The sequence below is a fragment of the Pseudomonas arvensis genome, assembly GCF_056688935.1.
This window is the reverse complement of record NZ_CP162038.1, coordinates 3,329,818-3,346,533: the sequence shown is the minus strand read 5'-3', so window position 1 is coordinate 3,346,533 and position 16,716 is coordinate 3,329,818. Positions and strand designations below refer to the sequence as shown.

13 protein-coding genes are annotated in these 16,716 nt (G+C 60.4%); 9 read left to right on the top strand and 4 right to left on the bottom strand.

Annotation, left to right across the window (positions count from 1 at the left end; all coding sequences use genetic code 11):
• The first annotated feature begins 3 nt into the window (after positions 1–3).
• The 3 genes from tssM to AB3G88_RS14800 are packed head-to-tail and all read left to right on the top strand — an operon-like array spanning position 4 to position 4,927.
• Positions 4–3,369, top strand: coding sequence for a type VI secretion system membrane subunit TssM (gene tssM / locus AB3G88_RS14810; protein WP_480450406.1), 3,366 nt, complete (start codon positions 4–6; stop codon positions 3,367–3,369).
• Positions 3,370–3,374: 5 nt separating this feature from the next.
• Positions 3,375–4,088 (top strand): PP2C family protein-serine/threonine phosphatase, encoded by a 714-nt coding sequence (locus AB3G88_RS14805; protein ID WP_112196964.1) that lies wholly within the window; start codon positions 3,375–3,377, stop codon positions 4,086–4,088.
• Positions 4,085–4,927, top strand: a complete 843-nt coding sequence (locus AB3G88_RS14800; RefSeq protein WP_099583220.1) for a serine/threonine-protein kinase — start codon at positions 4,085–4,087, stop codon at positions 4,925–4,927. The genes AB3G88_RS14805 and AB3G88_RS14800 overlap by 4 nt, the downstream gene beginning before the upstream one ends.
• Positions 4,928–4,935: 8 nt before the next feature.
• On the opposite strand, the gene AB3G88_RS14795 is transcribed toward AB3G88_RS14800, so the two are convergent.
• Complete coding sequence (locus tag AB3G88_RS14795) at positions 4,936–5,265, bottom strand: DUF6388 family protein (protein WP_099583254.1); 330 nt, start codon at positions 5,263–5,265, stop codon at positions 4,936–4,938.
• 267 nt (positions 5,266–5,532) lie between these two features.
• Here AB3G88_RS14795 and AB3G88_RS14790 point away from each other — a divergent pair, with 267 nt between their 5' ends.
• Positions 5,533–7,608, top strand: a complete 2,076-nt coding sequence (locus tag AB3G88_RS14790) for a PTS sugar transporter subunit IIC/EAL domain-containing protein (RefSeq protein WP_099583221.1) — start codon at positions 5,533–5,535, stop codon at positions 7,606–7,608.
• Here AB3G88_RS14790 and AB3G88_RS14785 read toward each other — a convergent pair.
• From AB3G88_RS14785 to AB3G88_RS14775, 3 genes are read right to left on the bottom strand one after another with little or no spacing between them, the layout of a single operon-like run.
• Complete coding sequence (locus AB3G88_RS14785) at positions 7,605–8,438, bottom strand: metal-dependent hydrolase (protein WP_112195657.1); 834 nt, start codon at positions 8,436–8,438, stop codon at positions 7,605–7,607. The two genes, AB3G88_RS14790 and AB3G88_RS14785, sit on opposite strands and share 4 nt — an antisense overlap.
• A 15-nt stretch (positions 8,439–8,453) precedes the next feature.
• Positions 8,454–9,344 carry an SDR family NAD(P)-dependent oxidoreductase gene (locus AB3G88_RS14780; protein WP_480450403.1) on the bottom strand — a complete coding sequence of 297 codons (891 nt, stop codon included), beginning with the start codon at positions 9,342–9,344 and terminating at the stop codon, positions 8,454–8,456.
• Complete coding sequence (locus AB3G88_RS14775; protein ID WP_112195653.1) at positions 9,341–10,879, bottom strand: flavin-containing monooxygenase; 1,539 nt, start codon at positions 10,877–10,879, stop codon at positions 9,341–9,343. Before AB3G88_RS14775 ends, AB3G88_RS14780 begins: the two co-directional genes overlap by 4 nt.
• Before the next feature lie 276 nt (positions 10,880–11,155).
• On the opposite strand from AB3G88_RS14775, the gene AB3G88_RS14770 reads away from it, so the two are divergent.
• The 5 genes from AB3G88_RS14770 to AB3G88_RS14750 all read left to right on the top strand — a co-directional run bounded on the left by AB3G88_RS14770 (position 11,156) and on the right by AB3G88_RS14750 (position 16,536).
• Positions 11,156–12,145, top strand: a complete 990-nt coding sequence (locus tag AB3G88_RS14770; RefSeq protein ID WP_177411548.1) for an alpha/beta fold hydrolase — start codon at positions 11,156–11,158, stop codon at positions 12,143–12,145.
• A gap of 294 nt (positions 12,146–12,439) precedes the next feature.
• The gene (locus AB3G88_RS14765; RefSeq protein WP_480450400.1) at positions 12,440–13,720 is read left to right on the top strand and encodes an alkane 1-monooxygenase; all 1,281 of its coding nucleotides are present in this window, start codon (positions 12,440–12,442) and stop codon (positions 13,718–13,720) included.
• Positions 13,721–13,833: 113 nt separating this feature from the next.
• On the top strand, positions 13,834–14,328 hold the full coding sequence (praA, locus tag AB3G88_RS14760; RefSeq protein ID WP_480450398.1) for an alkane oxidation protein activator PraA: 495 nt from the start codon (positions 13,834–13,836) through the stop codon (positions 14,326–14,328).
• A gap of 122 nt (positions 14,329–14,450) precedes the next feature.
• Positions 14,451–14,945: an alkane oxidation protein activator PraB gene (gene praB / locus AB3G88_RS14755; RefSeq protein ID WP_122308546.1), complete on the top strand. Its 495-nt coding sequence runs from the start codon at positions 14,451–14,453 to the stop codon at positions 14,943–14,945.
• A 133-nt stretch (positions 14,946–15,078) separates the two neighbouring features.
• On the top strand, positions 15,079–16,536 hold the full coding sequence (locus AB3G88_RS14750; protein ID WP_099583229.1) for an outer membrane protein transport protein: 1,458 nt from the start codon (positions 15,079–15,081) through the stop codon (positions 16,534–16,536).
• The last annotated feature ends 180 nt before the right edge of the window (positions 16,537–16,716 follow it).

The following is a 16,716-nucleotide window of genomic DNA, read 5'->3' as shown; positions in this document are numbered from 1 at the left end:
TGAATGAACGCATTCTTCAAGGGCGTGGGCACAGTGCTGCGCAAGAGTTGGGTCTGGAGCCTGCTTATCGTGTTGGCCAGTGCGCTGCTGGTGTGGTTTTTCGGGCCGTTGCTGGCGCTGGACGACCACCGGTTCTGGCAAGGTGCTACGTCGCGCCTGCTGAGCATCTGTGGCCTGTTGCTGCTGTGGGGATTGGCGATGGTCGTGGTGGGCGCACGTCGTACCGCACGGATCAACCAACCTGAACAGCAGGCACGCGATCAACGCCAGGGGTTGATTGACGATGAGCGCAGGCATGTACGTGGCCGTTTCAAGGAGGCGTTGCACGCGCTGAAAATCTCCCACCGTTATGATGAGCGCAGTGAACGTTGGCGCAACGATTTACCCTGGTACCTGTTGATCGGCCAACAGGGCAGTGGCAAGTCCCAATTGCTGGCGGCCTGCGGCTCACCGTTCCCGCTGGATCGGGACGGGGCGATGGCGCCGGGCGCAACTCAGTATTTTGACTGGTATCTGGCTGACGCAGCCGTACTCGTCGAAAGTGCCGGGCGCTACCTGGCCCAGCCTGATAGCGCAGTCGATGGGGCCGGCTGGTCGACGTTCCTGGGCTTGCTCAAAGGGCGGTGCCGGGCGCGCCCGCTCAACGGCGTGGTGGTGACGCTGGCGGTAGAGACACTGCTAGGCAGCCACGAGCGCGACCTGGACCTGCATGCGCGCCACGTACACAGCCGCTTGCAGGATATTCAGCAGACGCTGCATGTGGACGTGCCGGTTTATCTGGTGCTGACCCAGGCAGACCGATTGCCGGGTTTCGCCGAGTTCTTCGATGCATCCCACGGCGACAGCGTCGACACCTTGCTGGGGGAGCGGCTGACTACCAGCGCCGCCGGTACCGAAATGACCCAGGTGCGCGAAGCGTTCGAGGCGCTGTTGCAACGCCTTGCAGCGGAGCTGATCCCGCGTTTGCACCAGGAACGCGATGCCGGGCGTCGTGGCCAGATGCTCGATTTTCCTCGGCAGGCTGCGCAGATCGGTGAGCGTTTGTGTCTGTTTGTGGAGTCTGCGTTCTCCGCGCACCGCTTTCAGCGTATCAACGGATTGCGCGGGTTTTACCTGACGTGCGCGCAGACTGACGACAGGCGCTCCCACTTCGTCCAGGGCCTGTTCAACCGCGTGATTTTTGCCGAGGCCAATCTCGCGGGATTGCAGACACCGGAGCGCCGACGCATCCGTCAACGCCAAGGGTTGCTGGCGTTGACCGCCGTACTGGTCATCACCGGGGCAGGAGGCCTGTGGGCACACAGTTATGGGGTCAACCACCAGCGTTTGATGCAGCTGGCGGAACTGATCAAGTCGCCGCCACCGGGTCCGTCCGCCGCAGACCAAACCCTGACGTTGCTGCCCTTGCTGGACGGTCTGTTGGCCGCGACCCGTGTATTTCCGTCGGTGGGAGAGGCTCGCTGGACGGAGAGGGCCGGCTTGTATCAAGGCGAGGTGAGCCGTGCACCGTTGATCAGTGCCTATGAAGAGGCGCTGCACCAGCAGTTTCTACCGCAGGTGACCTCGTTGCTCGAAGAACAGGTGCGGACCAGTCTTGATGATCGCGAGAGGCTGCTGGACATGCTGCGGGCCTACCTGATGCTTAACCTGCGGGAGCGGCGCGATACCACTTGGTTGGCACAGCACATGGCCGGTCACTGGTCCACCCGGTATGCCGGGGAGGCTTCGACGCGGAGCCGCTTGAACGAACACCTCTCGCGGATGCTTGAACAACCCTTCCAGGCGCCCCTGAACACCGAGCTGGTGGCTCAGGCCCGGCAGGCGTTACGAGGTGAGTCTCTGGCGGATGTGGTCTATCGGGTGCTGCGAGACCAGGCCAGGAACCTGGAGCCCCATCGTCTACCAGAAGGGCTGGGCCTCACCGCTGTCGACCAGCCGATACCGGGTTTCTACACCAAACGGTACGTGCACTATTTTGAAAAACACGGTCCCCGTCTGGTCAACGCAATCGCCCAGGATAACTGGGTGCTTGGGGAGGCCGGCGATCTGAGCGCCATGGATTTGCGCCAGTTGATGCTGGAGTTGGAACAACGCTATTTCAGCGAGTACGCGGATGCCTGGAGCCAGGCCCTGGGGCGGATCAGCCTGCAGCGCAGCGACAGCCTCCGGCAGCATGCCGATGGGCTTGCCGGATTGGCGTCAGTGCAATCACCGCTGGTGCAACTGTTGCAGCAGGTGCGAGAGAACACCCGCTTGTCGGCGGCCAGCGATCGTCTTCAGGCAATGGGGGAGGCAGTTCAAGAGGCGGCATCCAGTGTGCTGACCAGCCAGCTGTCGGTACCGGCGGCTTCTGATTCTGCGCGACGTGCTTTGCAGCGGCGATTCGAACCTTTGCATCAGTTGCTGGATGCCGAGCAGAACCCAGGCGCTGAACTGATGCAGGCGTTGCGACTGCTGGATGAATGGCAGCTGCAATTGGCGGCACTGAACCGCGAGGGCGCGCCGGAGCAGGCAGCGTTCAAGCTGGTCAAGCAACGCATGGAAGGGCAGCAGCCGCTGCTGGGCCGTGTGCGTGATGCTGCAGTGCGCCTGCCGCAACCTTTCAAGGGCTGGTTTGGCGACATTGCCGATGAGAGCTGGCGACTGCTGCTTGATGACGCCTATGTGCATGTCAATCAACGCTATCAAACTGAGGTGTACGGGTTTTACGCCAAGGCGATTCAGCGCCGCTACCCGTTCAGTGCCCACGCCGGCAGCGACGTTGCCTTGGGCGATTTCCAGGAGTTTTTCAAACCTCGTGGAGGCATGGCGCGCTTTTACGACAGCTACCTGCGGCCCTTTGTCGGTGCCGAGGGTGGCCGCTATCGCCTGCGCAACCTGGATGGCCGGAGCCTGCCGTTGTCGCGCTCGCTGTTGGAGCAACTGACAAAGGCCCAGATGATTCGACATGGTTTTTTTACTGAAGAACAGGGGGACTGGGCGGTCCGCTTCACGCTGGCGCCCTACAGTCTGGATCAGGCCGTCAGCCGCGCGATTCTGAGCATTGGTGACCAACACCTTGAATACCGTCATGGCCCGATCGTGCCGATGGCGTTTCATTGGCCAAATGACGCAGACAATGGCCGCAGCAGCCTGGTGCTGGAGCGGGGCGCGGAGCGGCCGCTGGGCATTGAAAAAAACACCGGCCCCTGGTCGTTATTCCGGTTTTTCGACCTGATGCAAAGCGAGCCTGCAAGCGGCCGGGATGCACACCTGCTCAAGGCCGATCTGGCTGGCCTGCGCGCCAACTTCCTGCTCACCAGCCAACGCCACCCAGGCCCGTTTCAGTTGGCGACGTGGCGCACGTTCCGTCTGCCGGAGCAATTGTGAGGCAGCTGCATATCCAGAGGGACAGCGCCGGACGAACGCTGCGGGGTAACGCGCGTTCGCGCAATGAGGATGCGTTCCTCGACTGCCCCCAGCACGGTTGCTGGGCGGTAGCCGACGGGATGGGTGGCCATCGGGCCGGGGATAGGGCGAGCCAGTGGGTCATCAACAGCCTGGCTTCATTACCCGGCCAGGGCTGTCTTGATGAACGTGTCGAGGCCGTGCGGCGTTGCCTGCGATGGCTCGATACTCAGATGGGACGGGCGTTGCAACAAACCGCCGAGGGCATCATGGGCAGCACCGTGGTTGCGCTGTTGCTCGATGGGAATCGCGCCGCCTGTATTTGGGTGGGGGATAGCCGTTGCTACCTGTGGCGCGGTCAACGCTTGTACCAGTTGTCGCGGGACCATTCCCGGTTGCAGCAGTTGATGGACACGCAGCAACTGAGCCTGGAACAGGCTCAGGCTCATCCGCACGCCCGGGCCTTGACCCGTGCCATTGGCGGCCGGCAGCCCTTGAGCCTGGAAGTGCTGGAACTCGGCACCCAGCCGGGGGACGTATTTTTGTTGTGCAGCGATGGTTTGTATCAGGGGCTCAGTCATGGCGAATTGGGCAACGCCCTGAGTCTGGGGACGCCCCGACAGGCGGTGGATCGGTTGTTTGCCCAAGTGTTGCGCGGCGCGGCGCGGGATGACCTGACCGCCGTGGTGGTCCAGCCATGAGCGCGACCTTCGGCCCGCCGAACCTGCTTGCCGGGCGTTATCACCTTGAACGGGTATTGGGCTCCGGCGGCATGGGGGTTGTCTACCGTGCCCGCGACCTGCTGCACGAGGCGTTTGGCGAACCCAGCGCCTGGGTGGCATTGAAGCTGTTGAGCGATACGCTTGCCGGATCTTGCGATGGTCATGTCTTGCTGTACAGCGAGTTCGCCCTGACTCGAAGCCTGCGCCACGATCACGTGGTCAGGACCTTTGCCTTCGAGGTCGACAGCCTGCGTCAGGTTGCGTTCTTCACCATGGAATTGCTGCACGGTATGACGTTGGATCGACGGCTCCAGGCGTATCCGGATGGATTGCCGTGGCCTGAGTTGCAACCCATCGCGATGCAACTACTGGAAGCACTGGCGTATACCCACCAGCAGGGCGTGCTGCATGGCGATGTGAAACCCGCCAATATCATGGTGGGCGAGCAGGGCGTGCGCTTGTTCGATTTTGGTTTGGGTCATGCGCAGGTGCAGCAGGCTGCGGGGCTGCCGGCCTTGAGCCGCAGCCGTTTGAACGCCTGGACACCCGCCTATGCGGCGCCGGAATTGGTGGCGGGTGGAAACCTCTCCGCCAGGGCCGACCTGTATGGCGCTGCCTGCGTGATCTATGAGTTGGCCCAGGGAAGCCGTCCCGATGGGGGGCAGTTGAAAAAGCCTGTGCCCAGGCCCCGACACTTGCCCAGGCATTGCTGGCCGGCGTTGCGTTCTGCGCTGGCGGCGGACCCTGAGCAGCGAACGATTTCGGTCGACGAACTGTGCGAAGCCATCAATGGGCGGCGGCGCTCGTGGTTTCTTTAGTGGGCGTATCAGCCAGCCAAGTCATGCAGTTGGCAGTATTCGACCCAGCTCAGGCCGGCCATCTGCGCCACTTCCTTGTGCACTTCCAGGCGCTGGGCCTCAAAGGCTTGCGGGGTGTCTGCGGTGAGTTTGAGCGTCAACTCCCAGGCAAACAAACCCTGGCGCTCCGCTTCCGCTTCGAAGGCTTCATGCAGCCGTTCGGCGCGGTACTGGGCTTGGGTTTCGCCTTTGGCCTGGGCTGCCAGCGGGTTCAACGTGTTCAGTTCTGCGGCTATGTCGGGGTGCTCGTTCAAGAAACGGTCCAGCGCGAGCTGGTGATTATCGCCAGGTGTTGACAAGGGCATGCTCCAAATCAGTTGGGATCAGGCTTCGTTTTTCTGGCCCGATGCGAGTTTTGTGCGAATTGAGCACAGAGATAACGGGTATTGAAGCAGATTCCGGGCGTGGCCCAGGCCGGAAAATCCAACAATTGAAAACAGTGCTGAAATTTCACGCCGAGACATGGCAAAAGGCTTTCGCTCCCGGTGCCAGGACGTGTAGCGTTAGCCCCGGTATTTCGGGTCCTGCCCTCCAGGGGCAGACGGCGATGGGCTGAGGGACGGGTCATGGCGCAAACGCTGTTCAAACTTTTCTTTACCCAGCGCCTGGCCGCTTTGGCCAGCACCGAGTCGTTGCGCGCAATCCGCGAAGGGCTGCTGTGGATCCTGCCGTGCCTGCTGGTGTCGGCGAGTTTTCTGATCCTGTCCGAATGTGCGCGGGTGCTGGGGTTCGATCCGCAGGTGGTGGCCTTCTTCGCAGGGCTGCACAATCAGATCAGTTCCGTGATTCCGCTGCTGGTAGCGGCCTCCATCGGTTACATGCTCGCGATCCAATACCGCCTGCCACAGCTACCGGTGGCGTTCCTGTGCCTGGCCCAAGTGGTGATTGCGACTTTTATCCTGCGTGAATACCCCCGCGCTTGCGCCACGTTCGTTCTCTTTATCGCCATTGCCTCACCGCTGCTGAATGTGCCGGCCATGGCCTGGCTGTGCCGCTATCGCTGGACCCGCCTGATCAATGAAGACCTGGTAGGGCACAACCTGCGGGGTACGATCAATATGGTCGTGCCGGGAGCGATCACCGCGCTGGCGCTGGTCGCGCTGCTCTCCCTATTGCTGCAGATTCCCTATGTGGCGCAGTTGCAGGGGCCGCAGGTGATTGAAGCCTTGGCGTCGCCCTACGGCAGCGGTTTGTTTGTCACCCTGATGAACTCGCTGTTGTGGTTTTTCGGGATTCACGGTGTGTACGCCATGCAGCCGCTGTTCGACGTCCTGGACCAGGCCGTGGTGCTCAACGGCACCGCGCTGGCCGCCGGTGAACCGATTAAATATGTGCTCAACAGCGGCCTGTTGGGCAGTTTTGCGTTTATCGGCGGCTCGGGCGGCGCGTTGTGTTTGCTGGTGGCCATCCTGCTGTTTTCCAAGAGCCAGTCCATGCGCCTGCTGGCTGTGGCGAGTCTGCCGCTCTCACTGTTCAACGTCAGTGAAGTCCTGCTGTTTGGCCTGCCGATCATCCTCAATCCACGTTTGTTCATTCCATTTCTGGTGGTGCCCGCGTTGAACGCAATGGTAGCGCTGACCGTGGTGGGGTGGGGGTGGGTATCCCCGGCGGTAGCCAGCGTGCCGTTCACCTCTCCGATATTGCTCAACGCCTACCTGAGTACCCACGGTGATCTGGCGGCAGTGGTGCTGCAAGTCGCGCTACTGGCCCTGGGCACCCTGGTGTACGCGCCTTACGTACGTGCAATCCATCGTCAGGCCGCCGAAGGGGGCACGGTTTACCTGAAATCCCTGGACATGACCTTCCGTGGCCTTGAAGAAAAAGGCCGGCTACGTGAATTGGACCCGGTGCTGGTGTCCCACAAGACCTTTGCGCGCCAGGCCAATGAGCTGAGCCATATCCAGCAGATCAGCGACTACGAGTTCTACCTCGAATTCCAGCCACAGGTCTCGACCCGCACCGGCCTGTGTACCGGATGCGAAGCGCTGATGCGCGCCCGCGACGCCCAGGGCACGGTGCATTCGCCGTGGGAGTTCCTGCAATGGTTGGCCCAGGCGCGCTTGATGCCGGACGTGGATGTGTGGGTGGCGTCCCAGGCGGTTCGTCAGTACCAGAAGTGGCAAAAAGTCGGCTTTGCCCTGCCGATGACCATCAATATCTCCAGCGCCACCCTGACCGATGCCGCCTATGGCGAGCGCCTGGTGGAAATCCTCGCCCAGGCTCACGGGCAGGTATCGGTGGAGATCACCGAAGATGCGCTGATCAGCGATATCCCGGCCACGCGCCAGAACATCCGTAAATTGCAGGCCATCGGCGCCAAGGTTTATATCGACGACTTTGGCACCGGGTTTTCAGCCTTGAGTTACCTGCACCAGTTTCCGGTGGACTTCATCAAGATCGACCGCAGCTTTGTGGTGGCCCAGCACGACCCCAAAGGCGCCCAGGTACTGACCGGCATGCTGCGTTTCTGTGAAGCGCTGAACCTGGGCGTGGTAGTGGAGGGCGTGGAGACCGCCGAGCAGTTGGCCTTCCTGAACACCGGCCCCGAGTTGATTATCCAGGGCTGGTATTTCAGCAAGGCGCTGCCGGGCGATCAGTTGGAAGGCTTTGTGCGCGAGCGTGAAACCTTGGCGCAGGTCTAGTAACCCCGCTGGGTCTGTTCGATGTCCTCGATCAACTCGTCGATACCCGCCAGGCGCGCGCGGTTATCGTGGTCCCATGGGTGAAAGCCGGGTTTGAAGTAGTGCAACCACGGCCGCAGCATGCGTGGGAAAACGCCTTTGGGGCCATACAGAAATTTCAGCATGCGCCAGAAGCCTTTGAGGTGCCCACCGGCCTTGCGGTCGGCGATCAACAGGCGCACGTGGAAATCCAGCACCACCAGCCAGAAGAACACCGTGGTGGTCAGCATGGCGCCGGTGCGCAGCAGATAGCGCTTGGGCCCTGGCTTGATCACGGTATTCCACACGTCAAACGCCACGGCCTTGTGTTCGGTTTCTTCCAGGGCGTGCCAGTACCACATCTGCTGGTAACCCTTGAGTGAATCGCCGAAGCGTGACGGGTCGCTGAGCAGGATTTCCGCCAGCATCGCTGTGTAGTGCTCAAGAGCTATGGTAATCGCCAGATTGAACGCCGGCGGGAAGTGTTTTTTCTGCAGGTCGAGGATGAATTTGAGGCGACCGTCCAGGGTGTGCGCCGGCAGCCCTGCCGCTTGCATCAGGTCGTTGTAGGCCACGTGTTCGCGGCTGTGCATGGCCTCCTGGCCGATAAACCCCTGGATCTCTTTTTTCAGCGCCGGGTCCTCTACGCGCTGGCGGTAGTGGCGCACGCTGTCCATGAAAAACAGCTCGCCCTGGGGAAACAGCAGCGACAGGGCATTGAAAAAATGCGTGATGAACGGGCCCTGTTCGTGCCAGTTGGTGATGCGCTCGGCGGGCAGGGCAAAACGGACGTCGCGGCGGATAGGCAACATAGTGCGTGCTCCTGTTCAGAGACGGGGTTCGTCGTTGGTTTCAAAGACCGGTCGGGGTTGCTTGGGCGCCATGCGCTTGCTGGCGAACACCACCAACGCTTGATAGGCCGCGGGCAGGCAACGGGCGAGCAGGTCGAGGAAGTACGCGTCGCGGCCGATCAGCACGCGGCGTTTGTTTTTGCGCACGCCTTGCAGGATGACTTTGGCGGCCTGGTCGGCATCGGTGATGAAGAGTTTTTCGAAATCGGCGCGGGCTTGCTGCTCGCTGTGGATCAGGAAGCCGGTCATGTTCGCGTCGATGCGGCTGCTGCGGCAGATGTCGGTGCGAATGCCGCCGGGGTGCACGCAGGTGGCGGACACGCCGCAGCGTTGCAGGTCCAGCTCCTGGCGCAGCGCTTCGGTGAAACCACGCACGGCGAATTTAGTGGCGTTGTAGCCGCTCATCCCCGGTTGGGCGAACAGGCCGAACACGCTGGAGGTGTTGATCACATGGCCATCGCCGCTGGCCTTCAGGTAAGGCAGGAATGCCTTGGTGCCGTGGATCACACCCCAGAAGTTGATGCCGACAATCCACTCCAGGTCGGCATAGTCCACACCTTCCACTGTGCTGGAGAGCGCCACTCCGGCATTGTTGAACACCAGGTTGACCCGGCCGTGCTCCGCCACGCAGCCAGCCGCCCATTGTTCCATGGCCTGGCGATCGGACACGTCCAGCACCTGGGTCGTGATCGTGATCGGGGACAGGGTGGAGGTCTTGATCAGCGTCAGGGTTTGCTCCAGGCCCGAGGCGTTTTTGTCCGCCAGTGCCAGGTGGCAACCTTCCCGTGCCAGCGCCAGGGCCAATGAACGGCCCATGCCGGATGCCGCGCCGGTGATGGCCGCCACGCGACCGTTGAATGACTTCATGACAGGCTGCCTTCTGCGGTGGAATGGGGCGCCGTTGCCGGATGGGCGGGCGTATGGAGCGGTAACCGATCGACTACATAGTCCTTGAGCGCAAACTGTCGTGTGACTTGCTTGAAGCGCCATGTCGAGCCGGGCCACAGGGTGGTGTTCTTGCCGGTACGCGGGTCGAGGTACCAGCTCTGGCAACCGCCGGTATTCCAGATGGTGCGCTTGAGCTGGTCTTGCAGTTGACGGTTGTAGGCCTGTTCCACCGCCGGCTTGACGTCCACCGTGGCGATGCGCTGGCGCTGCATCTGCCTGAGGGCGTCGAGGATGTAGGTCACCTGCGCCTCGATCATCAGGATCATCGAGTTGTGCCCCAGGCCGGTGTTGGGCCCGACGATCAAAAACAGGTTGGGATAACCCGGCACCGTAGTGCCCTTGTAGGCGTGGGCGCCGTCGTGCCAGGTGTCCATCAGGTCCAGCCCGTCGCGCCCGATGATGCAGTCCCGAGGCAGGGGATCGGTGGCCTGGAAGCCGGTGCCGAAGATCAGGCAATCGGCCGGGTGCTTGATGCCATCAGCGGTGATCACGCCGTCGGCTTCGACGCGCAGCACGGGCTCGGTGACCACCTCGACATTGCTGCGCGACAGCGCCGGGTAATAATCGTTGGAGATCAGCACGCGCTTGCAGCCGATGGTGTAGTCCGGCGTCAGGGTCTTGCGCAGGGAAGGACGGGCGACTTGTTTGTGCAGATGGCGCAGGGCGATTTTCTGCACCATTTTCATCAGCCGTGGGTGCAGGGCAAAGCCCACCACACGACCTTCCAGCGCCCAGTAAAAGGCGCTGCGCACCAGGCGCTGGGTGAAAGGAAGGTGCCTGAACAACCAGCGCTCGAAGGGCGATATCGTCCGGTCAGGCTTGGGCATGATCCACGGCGGCGTGCGTTGGAACAGGTCCAGGTGGGCCACCTGCGGCGCGATCTGCGGCACGAACTGGATGGCACTGGCGCCGGTGCCGATCACTGCCACGCGCTTGCCCTTCAAGGAATAGTCGTGGTCCCACTGCTGCGAGTGAAAGCTCTTGCCCTTGAAGCTGTCCAGGCCTGGAATCTGCGGTAACGCCGGGCGCGACAGGCCGCCCATGCCCGATACCAGCACCCGTGCACTCACGTGCCGGCCATTGCTGAAGCTCAATTGCCAGCGTTGCTGCTGTTCATCGAACACTGCGCGCTCAAGGCCGTTGTTGAAACGCAGGTAAGGCGCCAATTCGAAGCGCTTGGCGCATTGCTCCAGGTAGGCGCGGATTTCCGCCTGCGGCGCGAACTGCCGCGTCCAGTCCGGGTTGGGCGCAAAGGAAAACGAGTACACATGGGACTGCACGTCACAGGCGCAGCCTGGGTAGTGGTTGTCCCGCCAAGTGCCGCCGAGGGTGTCGGCCTGCTCGGCGATAAAGAAGTCGGTGAACCCGGCTTCCTTGAGTTTGATCGCCATACACAGGCCGGCGAAGCCCGAGCCAATGATGGCGATGTCGATGGATTCACTGTGGGCATTCATAGGCTGTCCTTGATGGGCATCGGATGTGCTCCTGTTTTTGTTTTGTCTTTTAGATAAAACACCATTGCAAAGGAAAATTGAATTAATTATTTTAAAAAAGATTTTAAATAATCTACCTGAAAATATCGCCTACGCTAGGACCATGTTTGGTATGCACCCCTTGTCCGACGGACGAGCACGGCATGCATGAGGTTCAGGTCCAGGGTGTGGACGGTGGCTGAGGCCTTGACCAATTCCGGTCGGGTCGCCAGCAGCAGGGATGCAGAGGACCGAGCTATGGCTGTGGAGTGGGTTGCCGCTGCGGCGGGCGCAAGTGCGGTGTTATGGGGCTTCAGCGCCTGGATGACACGGCGCATCGAAGCCGCTGTCCCCATCAACGGGCGCTTTGTGGAGGTCGATGGCGAGCGCTTTCATTATGTAGAAGAGGGCAAGGGCCCACCGCTGGTGATGATTCACGGCTTGATGGGCAGCAGTCGCAACCTGACCTATGCCTTGTCCGGCCAGTTGCGTGAGCATTTTCGGGTGATCACCCTGGACCGTCCGGGGTCGGGTTATTCCACCCGTCATAAAGGCACGGCAGCAGACCTGCCGGCCCAGGCGCGGCAAATCGCAGCGTTTATCAATGTGCTGGGTCTGGATAAACCTTTGGTATTGGGGCATTCCTTGGGCGGGGCGATCTCCTTGGCCCTGGCCCTGGATCATCCCTCTGCAGTCTCGGGCCTGGTGCTGGTGGCGCCGCTGACCCATCCCCAACCCACTTTGCCGCTGGTGTTCTGGTCGCTGGCGGTGCGACCGGCGTGGCTGCGACGCTGGGTCGCTCACACACTCACCGTGCCCATGGGCCTGTTGACCCGACGTTCGGTAGTCAAGGGTGTGTTCGCGCCGGACACCGCCCCCGAAGATTTCGCCACCCAGGGCGGCGGGCTGCTGGGCATGCGTCCGGACAACTTCTACGCCGCCTCCAGTGAAATTGCGCTGGTCAACGACTGCCTGCCGGACATGCTCAAGCGCTACCCGCAACTGACCCTGCCCATCGGCCTGATCTACGGTGCGCGGGACAAGGTGCTGGACTTTCGCAAGCACGGCCAGGCCCTTGCCGACAAAGTGCCAGGCCTCAAGCTGCAACTGGTGGAAGGATGCGGCCATATGCTGCCGATCACCGCCACGGCGCGGGTGGTTGAGGCGGTGTTGCAGGTGGCCAAGCGGGCGCGTCCGGCGCAAACGGCCACGGTCCTGCATCCGCCCTTTGCCCTGGCGAACAAATAATCGTGGCCCTGATTGCGGGTCTGGATGTCGCAAATGCCTGCCCTAGAGACCTGACCAAACAGCGGAAAAAGAGACTGTCCGGTCACGTCAAAAAGGCTTCGAAAAAGTAGTTGACGACCTAACGATTCCGCGTTATTTATTTAAAAAAATATTTCAATGATTGTTTTGAAATGATTTTTGAAATGCCTAAGAGCGAATAAAAATGAAAAAAACGTCTTTTATCGCATGGTTGATTTCCCGGAGCCTTCAGCGCTCCCTGAACCTGTTTTCCACCTCCCTGCCAAGGAGGCTGCCATGAACCAGACTCTGGCAGCGCCAAGTGTGTGGACCGATGGCAAGCGCCACCTCTGGTGGTTGGGCATCATGCCGTTGGCCACGCCGCTGTTGTCCGGCTCTCTCGCCATTCTTACCGGTGTCCAGCAATTGTGGTGGGTCGGTGTCCTGGTGATCTTCGGCCTGATCCCGCTGATCGACGGCCTGCTCGGCGAAGACGTGAGCAACCCGCCCGAGTCCGCCGTCAGTCATCTGGAAACCCAACGCTACTACCGCTGGATCGTCTACACCGGCGTGCTGTTCGTCATCTCGTCGGTGATCATTACCGGCTGGCTGGCCGCCGGCGGTATCGAGTGGATCATCCAGGGTGGCCTGCTGCACGCCACCGCCAACCTCGACCCCTCCAACTGGCTGGTCCACGCCGCCAGTTACATCACCGACCGCACGCAACTGCACGGCGCACCGAGTGGGTTTACCTACCTGGGCATGGCCATGTCGACTGGCGCCGCTACTGGCATCGCCATCAATACCGCCCATGAACTGGGGCACAAGCCCAACGCCCTGGAAGTGTTCCTGGCCAAGGTCACGTTGGCGCCGACCTTCTACGGGCACTTTTACACCGAACACAACCGTGGCCATCACGTGCGCGTCGCCACGCCGGAGGATCCGGCCAGCTCGCGCCTGGGCGAGAGCTTCTGGGCCTTTCTGCCGCGCTCGGTGTGGTTCAGTGCGCAGTCGGCGTGGAACCTGGAGCGCGAGCGCCTGCGCAAACTCGGCCTGCCGGCCTGGCACTGGAAGAACGGCGTACTCAGCGCCTGGATGTACAGCGTGGTGTTGTGGGGCGCGATGATTGCCTGGCTGGGAGTGGCGGTGATTCCGTTCCTGATTGTCCAGGGCATCTACGGGTTCTCGCTGCTGGAAGTGGTGAACTATGTCGAACACTACGGCCTTAAACGCCAGAAGTTGCCCAATGGTCGATATGAACGCTGTTCGCCGCGTCACTCCTGGAACAGCAATCGGATTGTCACCAATATCTTTTTGTTTCAGTTGCAACGGCATTCCGATCACCATGCCAACCCCACGCGCAGTTATCAGTCATTGCGTCATTTTGATGAGTCGCCGCAACTGCCTTATGGTTACGCGAGCATGATTGTCTGGGCGTACGTGCCTTACTTATGGCGCCGGCGCATGGATCATCGGGTGCTCAATCATTATGCCGGGGATATCACCCTGACCAATCTTCAGCCGTCACAACGCTTGAAGTATCTGGAGAAGTACAGCAACAGCGCCACGCCGTTCTGACATGCAGTAACTGTAAGTTGTGTACTCGGGGCCTTACATGCCGCGCAGGACGTTATCGCCCCGAGGAAGTGGTTTGACCCGAACAACAATAATTAAAGGGAAGGACGTACACCATGCAAACACCTGCCAAGTTCACTACCCATATTCTATTGGCTGCGCTGGGCCTGATCGCCTACCACCAGGCCCAGGCCGCCCGTATCGAACCGGCTGGCAGTGCCTTCACGGCCCAAGGCCCGATCAGCTTCTCCAAGGGTGCGCTGATCAGCGCCGATTGCACCATCAAGGTGGCCGGCAAGGTCGCGGCGGATGGTACTTCGGTGAATGTCGATAAAGTTGAATTCGACGGTGGCCTCAAGTGCAGCCGGGTCGAAGCCATCAACTTGCCGTGGGTATTGATCGCCAAGGACACTCGCAGCGGTTCCATGTCGAATATCAGCGTTGATGTTCACGCCTTCGGCCTCGGTGGCAAGTGCGGGCCTTCTACGGCGGATGGCACCTGGGACAACGCCACCGGCAAGTTGGAAGCCGCCAATGTACCGATTGGCGAAGACTGCAAGATCAAGACGGTGTTGATCAAGATGCCGCCGAACTTCAAAGTTGTTGAATAACGTGCAGCGGTAATTGAATTGAGATTTGGCTGGAAAGGGAAGTTCTGCAGTTTCACCGTGACCTCTCGTTCATGGCCATTACCCCCTGGCGAATGACTCGCCATTACATGTGAGGAAAAACAATGAAAAGCTTTAAAACTCTCGTGTCGTTGACTGCCCTGGCTGCTTGCATGGGTGCTGCTTCCATGGCGAACGCTTTCAGCATCTCTCCTGTGAGCACCAGCTTCACCGCGCCTGGCACGATCTCGGTGAAGTCGCCATCCTCCTTCCAGGCGGCGGTTAACTGCGGCGCGACCTTTACCGGGAACGTCGATGCCACTGGCGTTGCGAAAATCACTGGCGTGTCGATCACCGGTGGCGGCCTGTGCGCGCTGCCTAAGATCACCGGCTTGCCTTGGACCCTGACCGCCACGGCGGCAGCGGCTGGCAACGTCACGAATGTGGGTTACACCATCGCCAGCACCTTCCTGTATCCAGCCTCCAATTGCGGGCCGTCCACCATTGCCGTGGGGTACTCGGGTGGCGTATTGACCGCCACCAACCAGACCTTGAGTGGCAGCTGCACCGTCGTCAGCCTGAGCGTTACTCCGAGCCCTGCGCTGACCATCGTGCCTTGATCCGAGGCTGAGAACGAAGGGCTGATCACCCGCTGAAAAACGGGCGCCTGAACCGGGCGCCCGTTCATGAATTGCCAGGCTGCAAGACGAACCGGTCATGCCGGCTCGCAGAGAGAATAATAAGGAGTGCCGCATGAATAATAAGAAACAACACGTGCAGGTTTTGCTGGGGCTGGCATTGATAGGCGGGGTGATGGTGACCGTGCCTGTCCAGGCTGGCGGCTTTTCAACACCCACCTTCGGCGCACCAGGATGGGGGCGTGCATTTGCGGGGGGTTCGCTGTTCAAGAACGACCCCAGTTCGGCCTTCAACAACCCTGCGGCCATGGCGTTTGTCGAGCACAACGTGGCGCAATTCACGGTCGACTACGCACGCATCAAAATCAAATACAAAGGCGAGGCCAACGATTACCTGGGTAACCCTACCTCCAATACGCCGATTGGGGCTGATGGTTTCCCGGACCTCTCTGCAACCACGGTGAATAACAATGATGGCGGCCAAGGGGGGTTCACTGCCTGGTTACCGACGGGCTTCATGGTGATGCCGCTTGGGGATCGGTTTGCGTTCGGCTTGAGTCAAGTGGTGCCTCAAGGCATGCGTTCGACGTGGGACCAGGACTCCAAATTTCGCGATTTCGCCGTCGATACCAAGATTGAAACCGTGGGGTTGACCGGGTCGCTGTCCTTCAAGGTGAATGATCAGTTCTCTGTCGGTGGCGGCGTGATCGTTCAGCACACCAAGGGTTTCGTCAGCCAGAACATCGATCTGTTGGCGGCAGCGGCGGTTTCCCAGGATCCGATCCTCGGCAACCTCGACTTGCCGTCAGGCGTCGGTGATGCATTGATACGGGTCAAGGTCGACAATATTTCCACCGGCTGGTTTACCGGCCTGACGTGGAAGCCTACCGATAAAGACACGTTAGGCATCAACTATCACGCCAAGATCAAGAACAAGCTGACGGGCAAATACACCATTCGTGCAGACGCATTCTCGAATAACTTGATGACGGGCACGAATCCGTTCACTGGCAGCGGAACACTGGTTGGCTCCGCCTATCCAGGGCTGGAACTGTTTCCCGACGGCGCTCATGCCAGCGTCCAACTGGACATTCCCGCCACTATCGGCCTGGACTGGGTGCACCAGTTCAATGACCGGTTCACCATGGGCGTGAGTGCGGTCCAGACCAAGTGGTCGTCGTTTAAAAACCTGACGCTTGAGTCGCGGGGCTCGGAGATTGTCTCTATTCCCTATAAATATCGTGACGTCTGGATGCTTTCCATTGGCGGTGATTACCGCGTGACCGACGAGTTGACGTTGCGCGCCGGTGTAGCCCTGGACCAGACACCTACCCGTAACTCGACCCGTGACCCGCGGATTCCAGACGGTGATCGGACCTTCCTGTCGTTGGGCGCCGGTTACGAGGTGAAAGCTATCAAGGGCCTGAGTCTTGACGCTGCGTATTCCCACCAGTTCGTAGAGGAGGTCAAGCTGAAGACCCAGAACGTCGATCGCCTTGGGGGCGCAAGCCTCAATGGTAAAGCCGAGTCGTCAGGTGATGTGGTGAGCCTATCGGCGACCTACGCTTTCTGACGTTTCACGAAGGGCGATGGAAGAGGGCACCAAGCGCATCTTATTGCCTTCACCCAGTCGTTCGTCCTCAGTTGTTGATTGATCAGGCTGACCCGTTCAGCCGCTATTTTTTCGTCCAAGCATTAAATAAAAATTTCAAAACAAAATTTGAATTTGCTTTTCCAAGTTTGTAGTGTGGCT

Excerpts from the sequence above, each read along its gene's own strand:
- tssM (WP_480450406.1), top strand. The coding sequence starts at position 4 with ATGAACGCATTCTTCAAGGGCGTGGGCACAGTGCTGCGCAAGAGTTGG.
- AB3G88_RS14800 (WP_099583220.1), top strand. The coding sequence starts at position 4,085 with ATGAGCGCGACCTTCGGCCCGCCGAACCTGCTTGCCGGGCGTTATCAC.
- AB3G88_RS14790 (WP_099583221.1), top strand. The coding sequence starts at position 5,533 with ATGGCGCAAACGCTGTTCAAACTTTTCTTTACCCAGCGCCTGGCCGCT.
- AB3G88_RS14785 (WP_112195657.1), bottom strand. The coding sequence starts at position 8,438 with ATGTTGCCTATCCGCCGCGACGTCCGTTTTGCCCTGCCCGCCGAGCGC.
- AB3G88_RS14780 (WP_480450403.1), bottom strand. The coding sequence starts at position 9,344 with ATGAAGTCATTCAACGGTCGCGTGGCGGCCATCACCGGCGCGGCATCC.
- AB3G88_RS14775 (WP_112195653.1), bottom strand. The coding sequence starts at position 10,879 with ATGAATGCCCACAGTGAATCCATCGACATCGCCATCATTGGCTCGGGC.
- AB3G88_RS14770 (WP_177411548.1), top strand. The coding sequence starts at position 11,156 with ATGGCTGTGGAGTGGGTTGCCGCTGCGGCGGGCGCAAGTGCGGTGTTA.
- AB3G88_RS14765 (WP_480450400.1), top strand. The coding sequence starts at position 12,440 with ATGAACCAGACTCTGGCAGCGCCAAGTGTGTGGACCGATGGCAAGCGC.
- praA (WP_480450398.1), top strand. The coding sequence starts at position 13,834 with ATGCAAACACCTGCCAAGTTCACTACCCATATTCTATTGGCTGCGCTG.
- praB (WP_122308546.1), top strand. The coding sequence starts at position 14,451 with ATGAAAAGCTTTAAAACTCTCGTGTCGTTGACTGCCCTGGCTGCTTGC.
- AB3G88_RS14750 (WP_099583229.1), top strand. The coding sequence starts at position 15,079 with ATGAATAATAAGAAACAACACGTGCAGGTTTTGCTGGGGCTGGCATTG.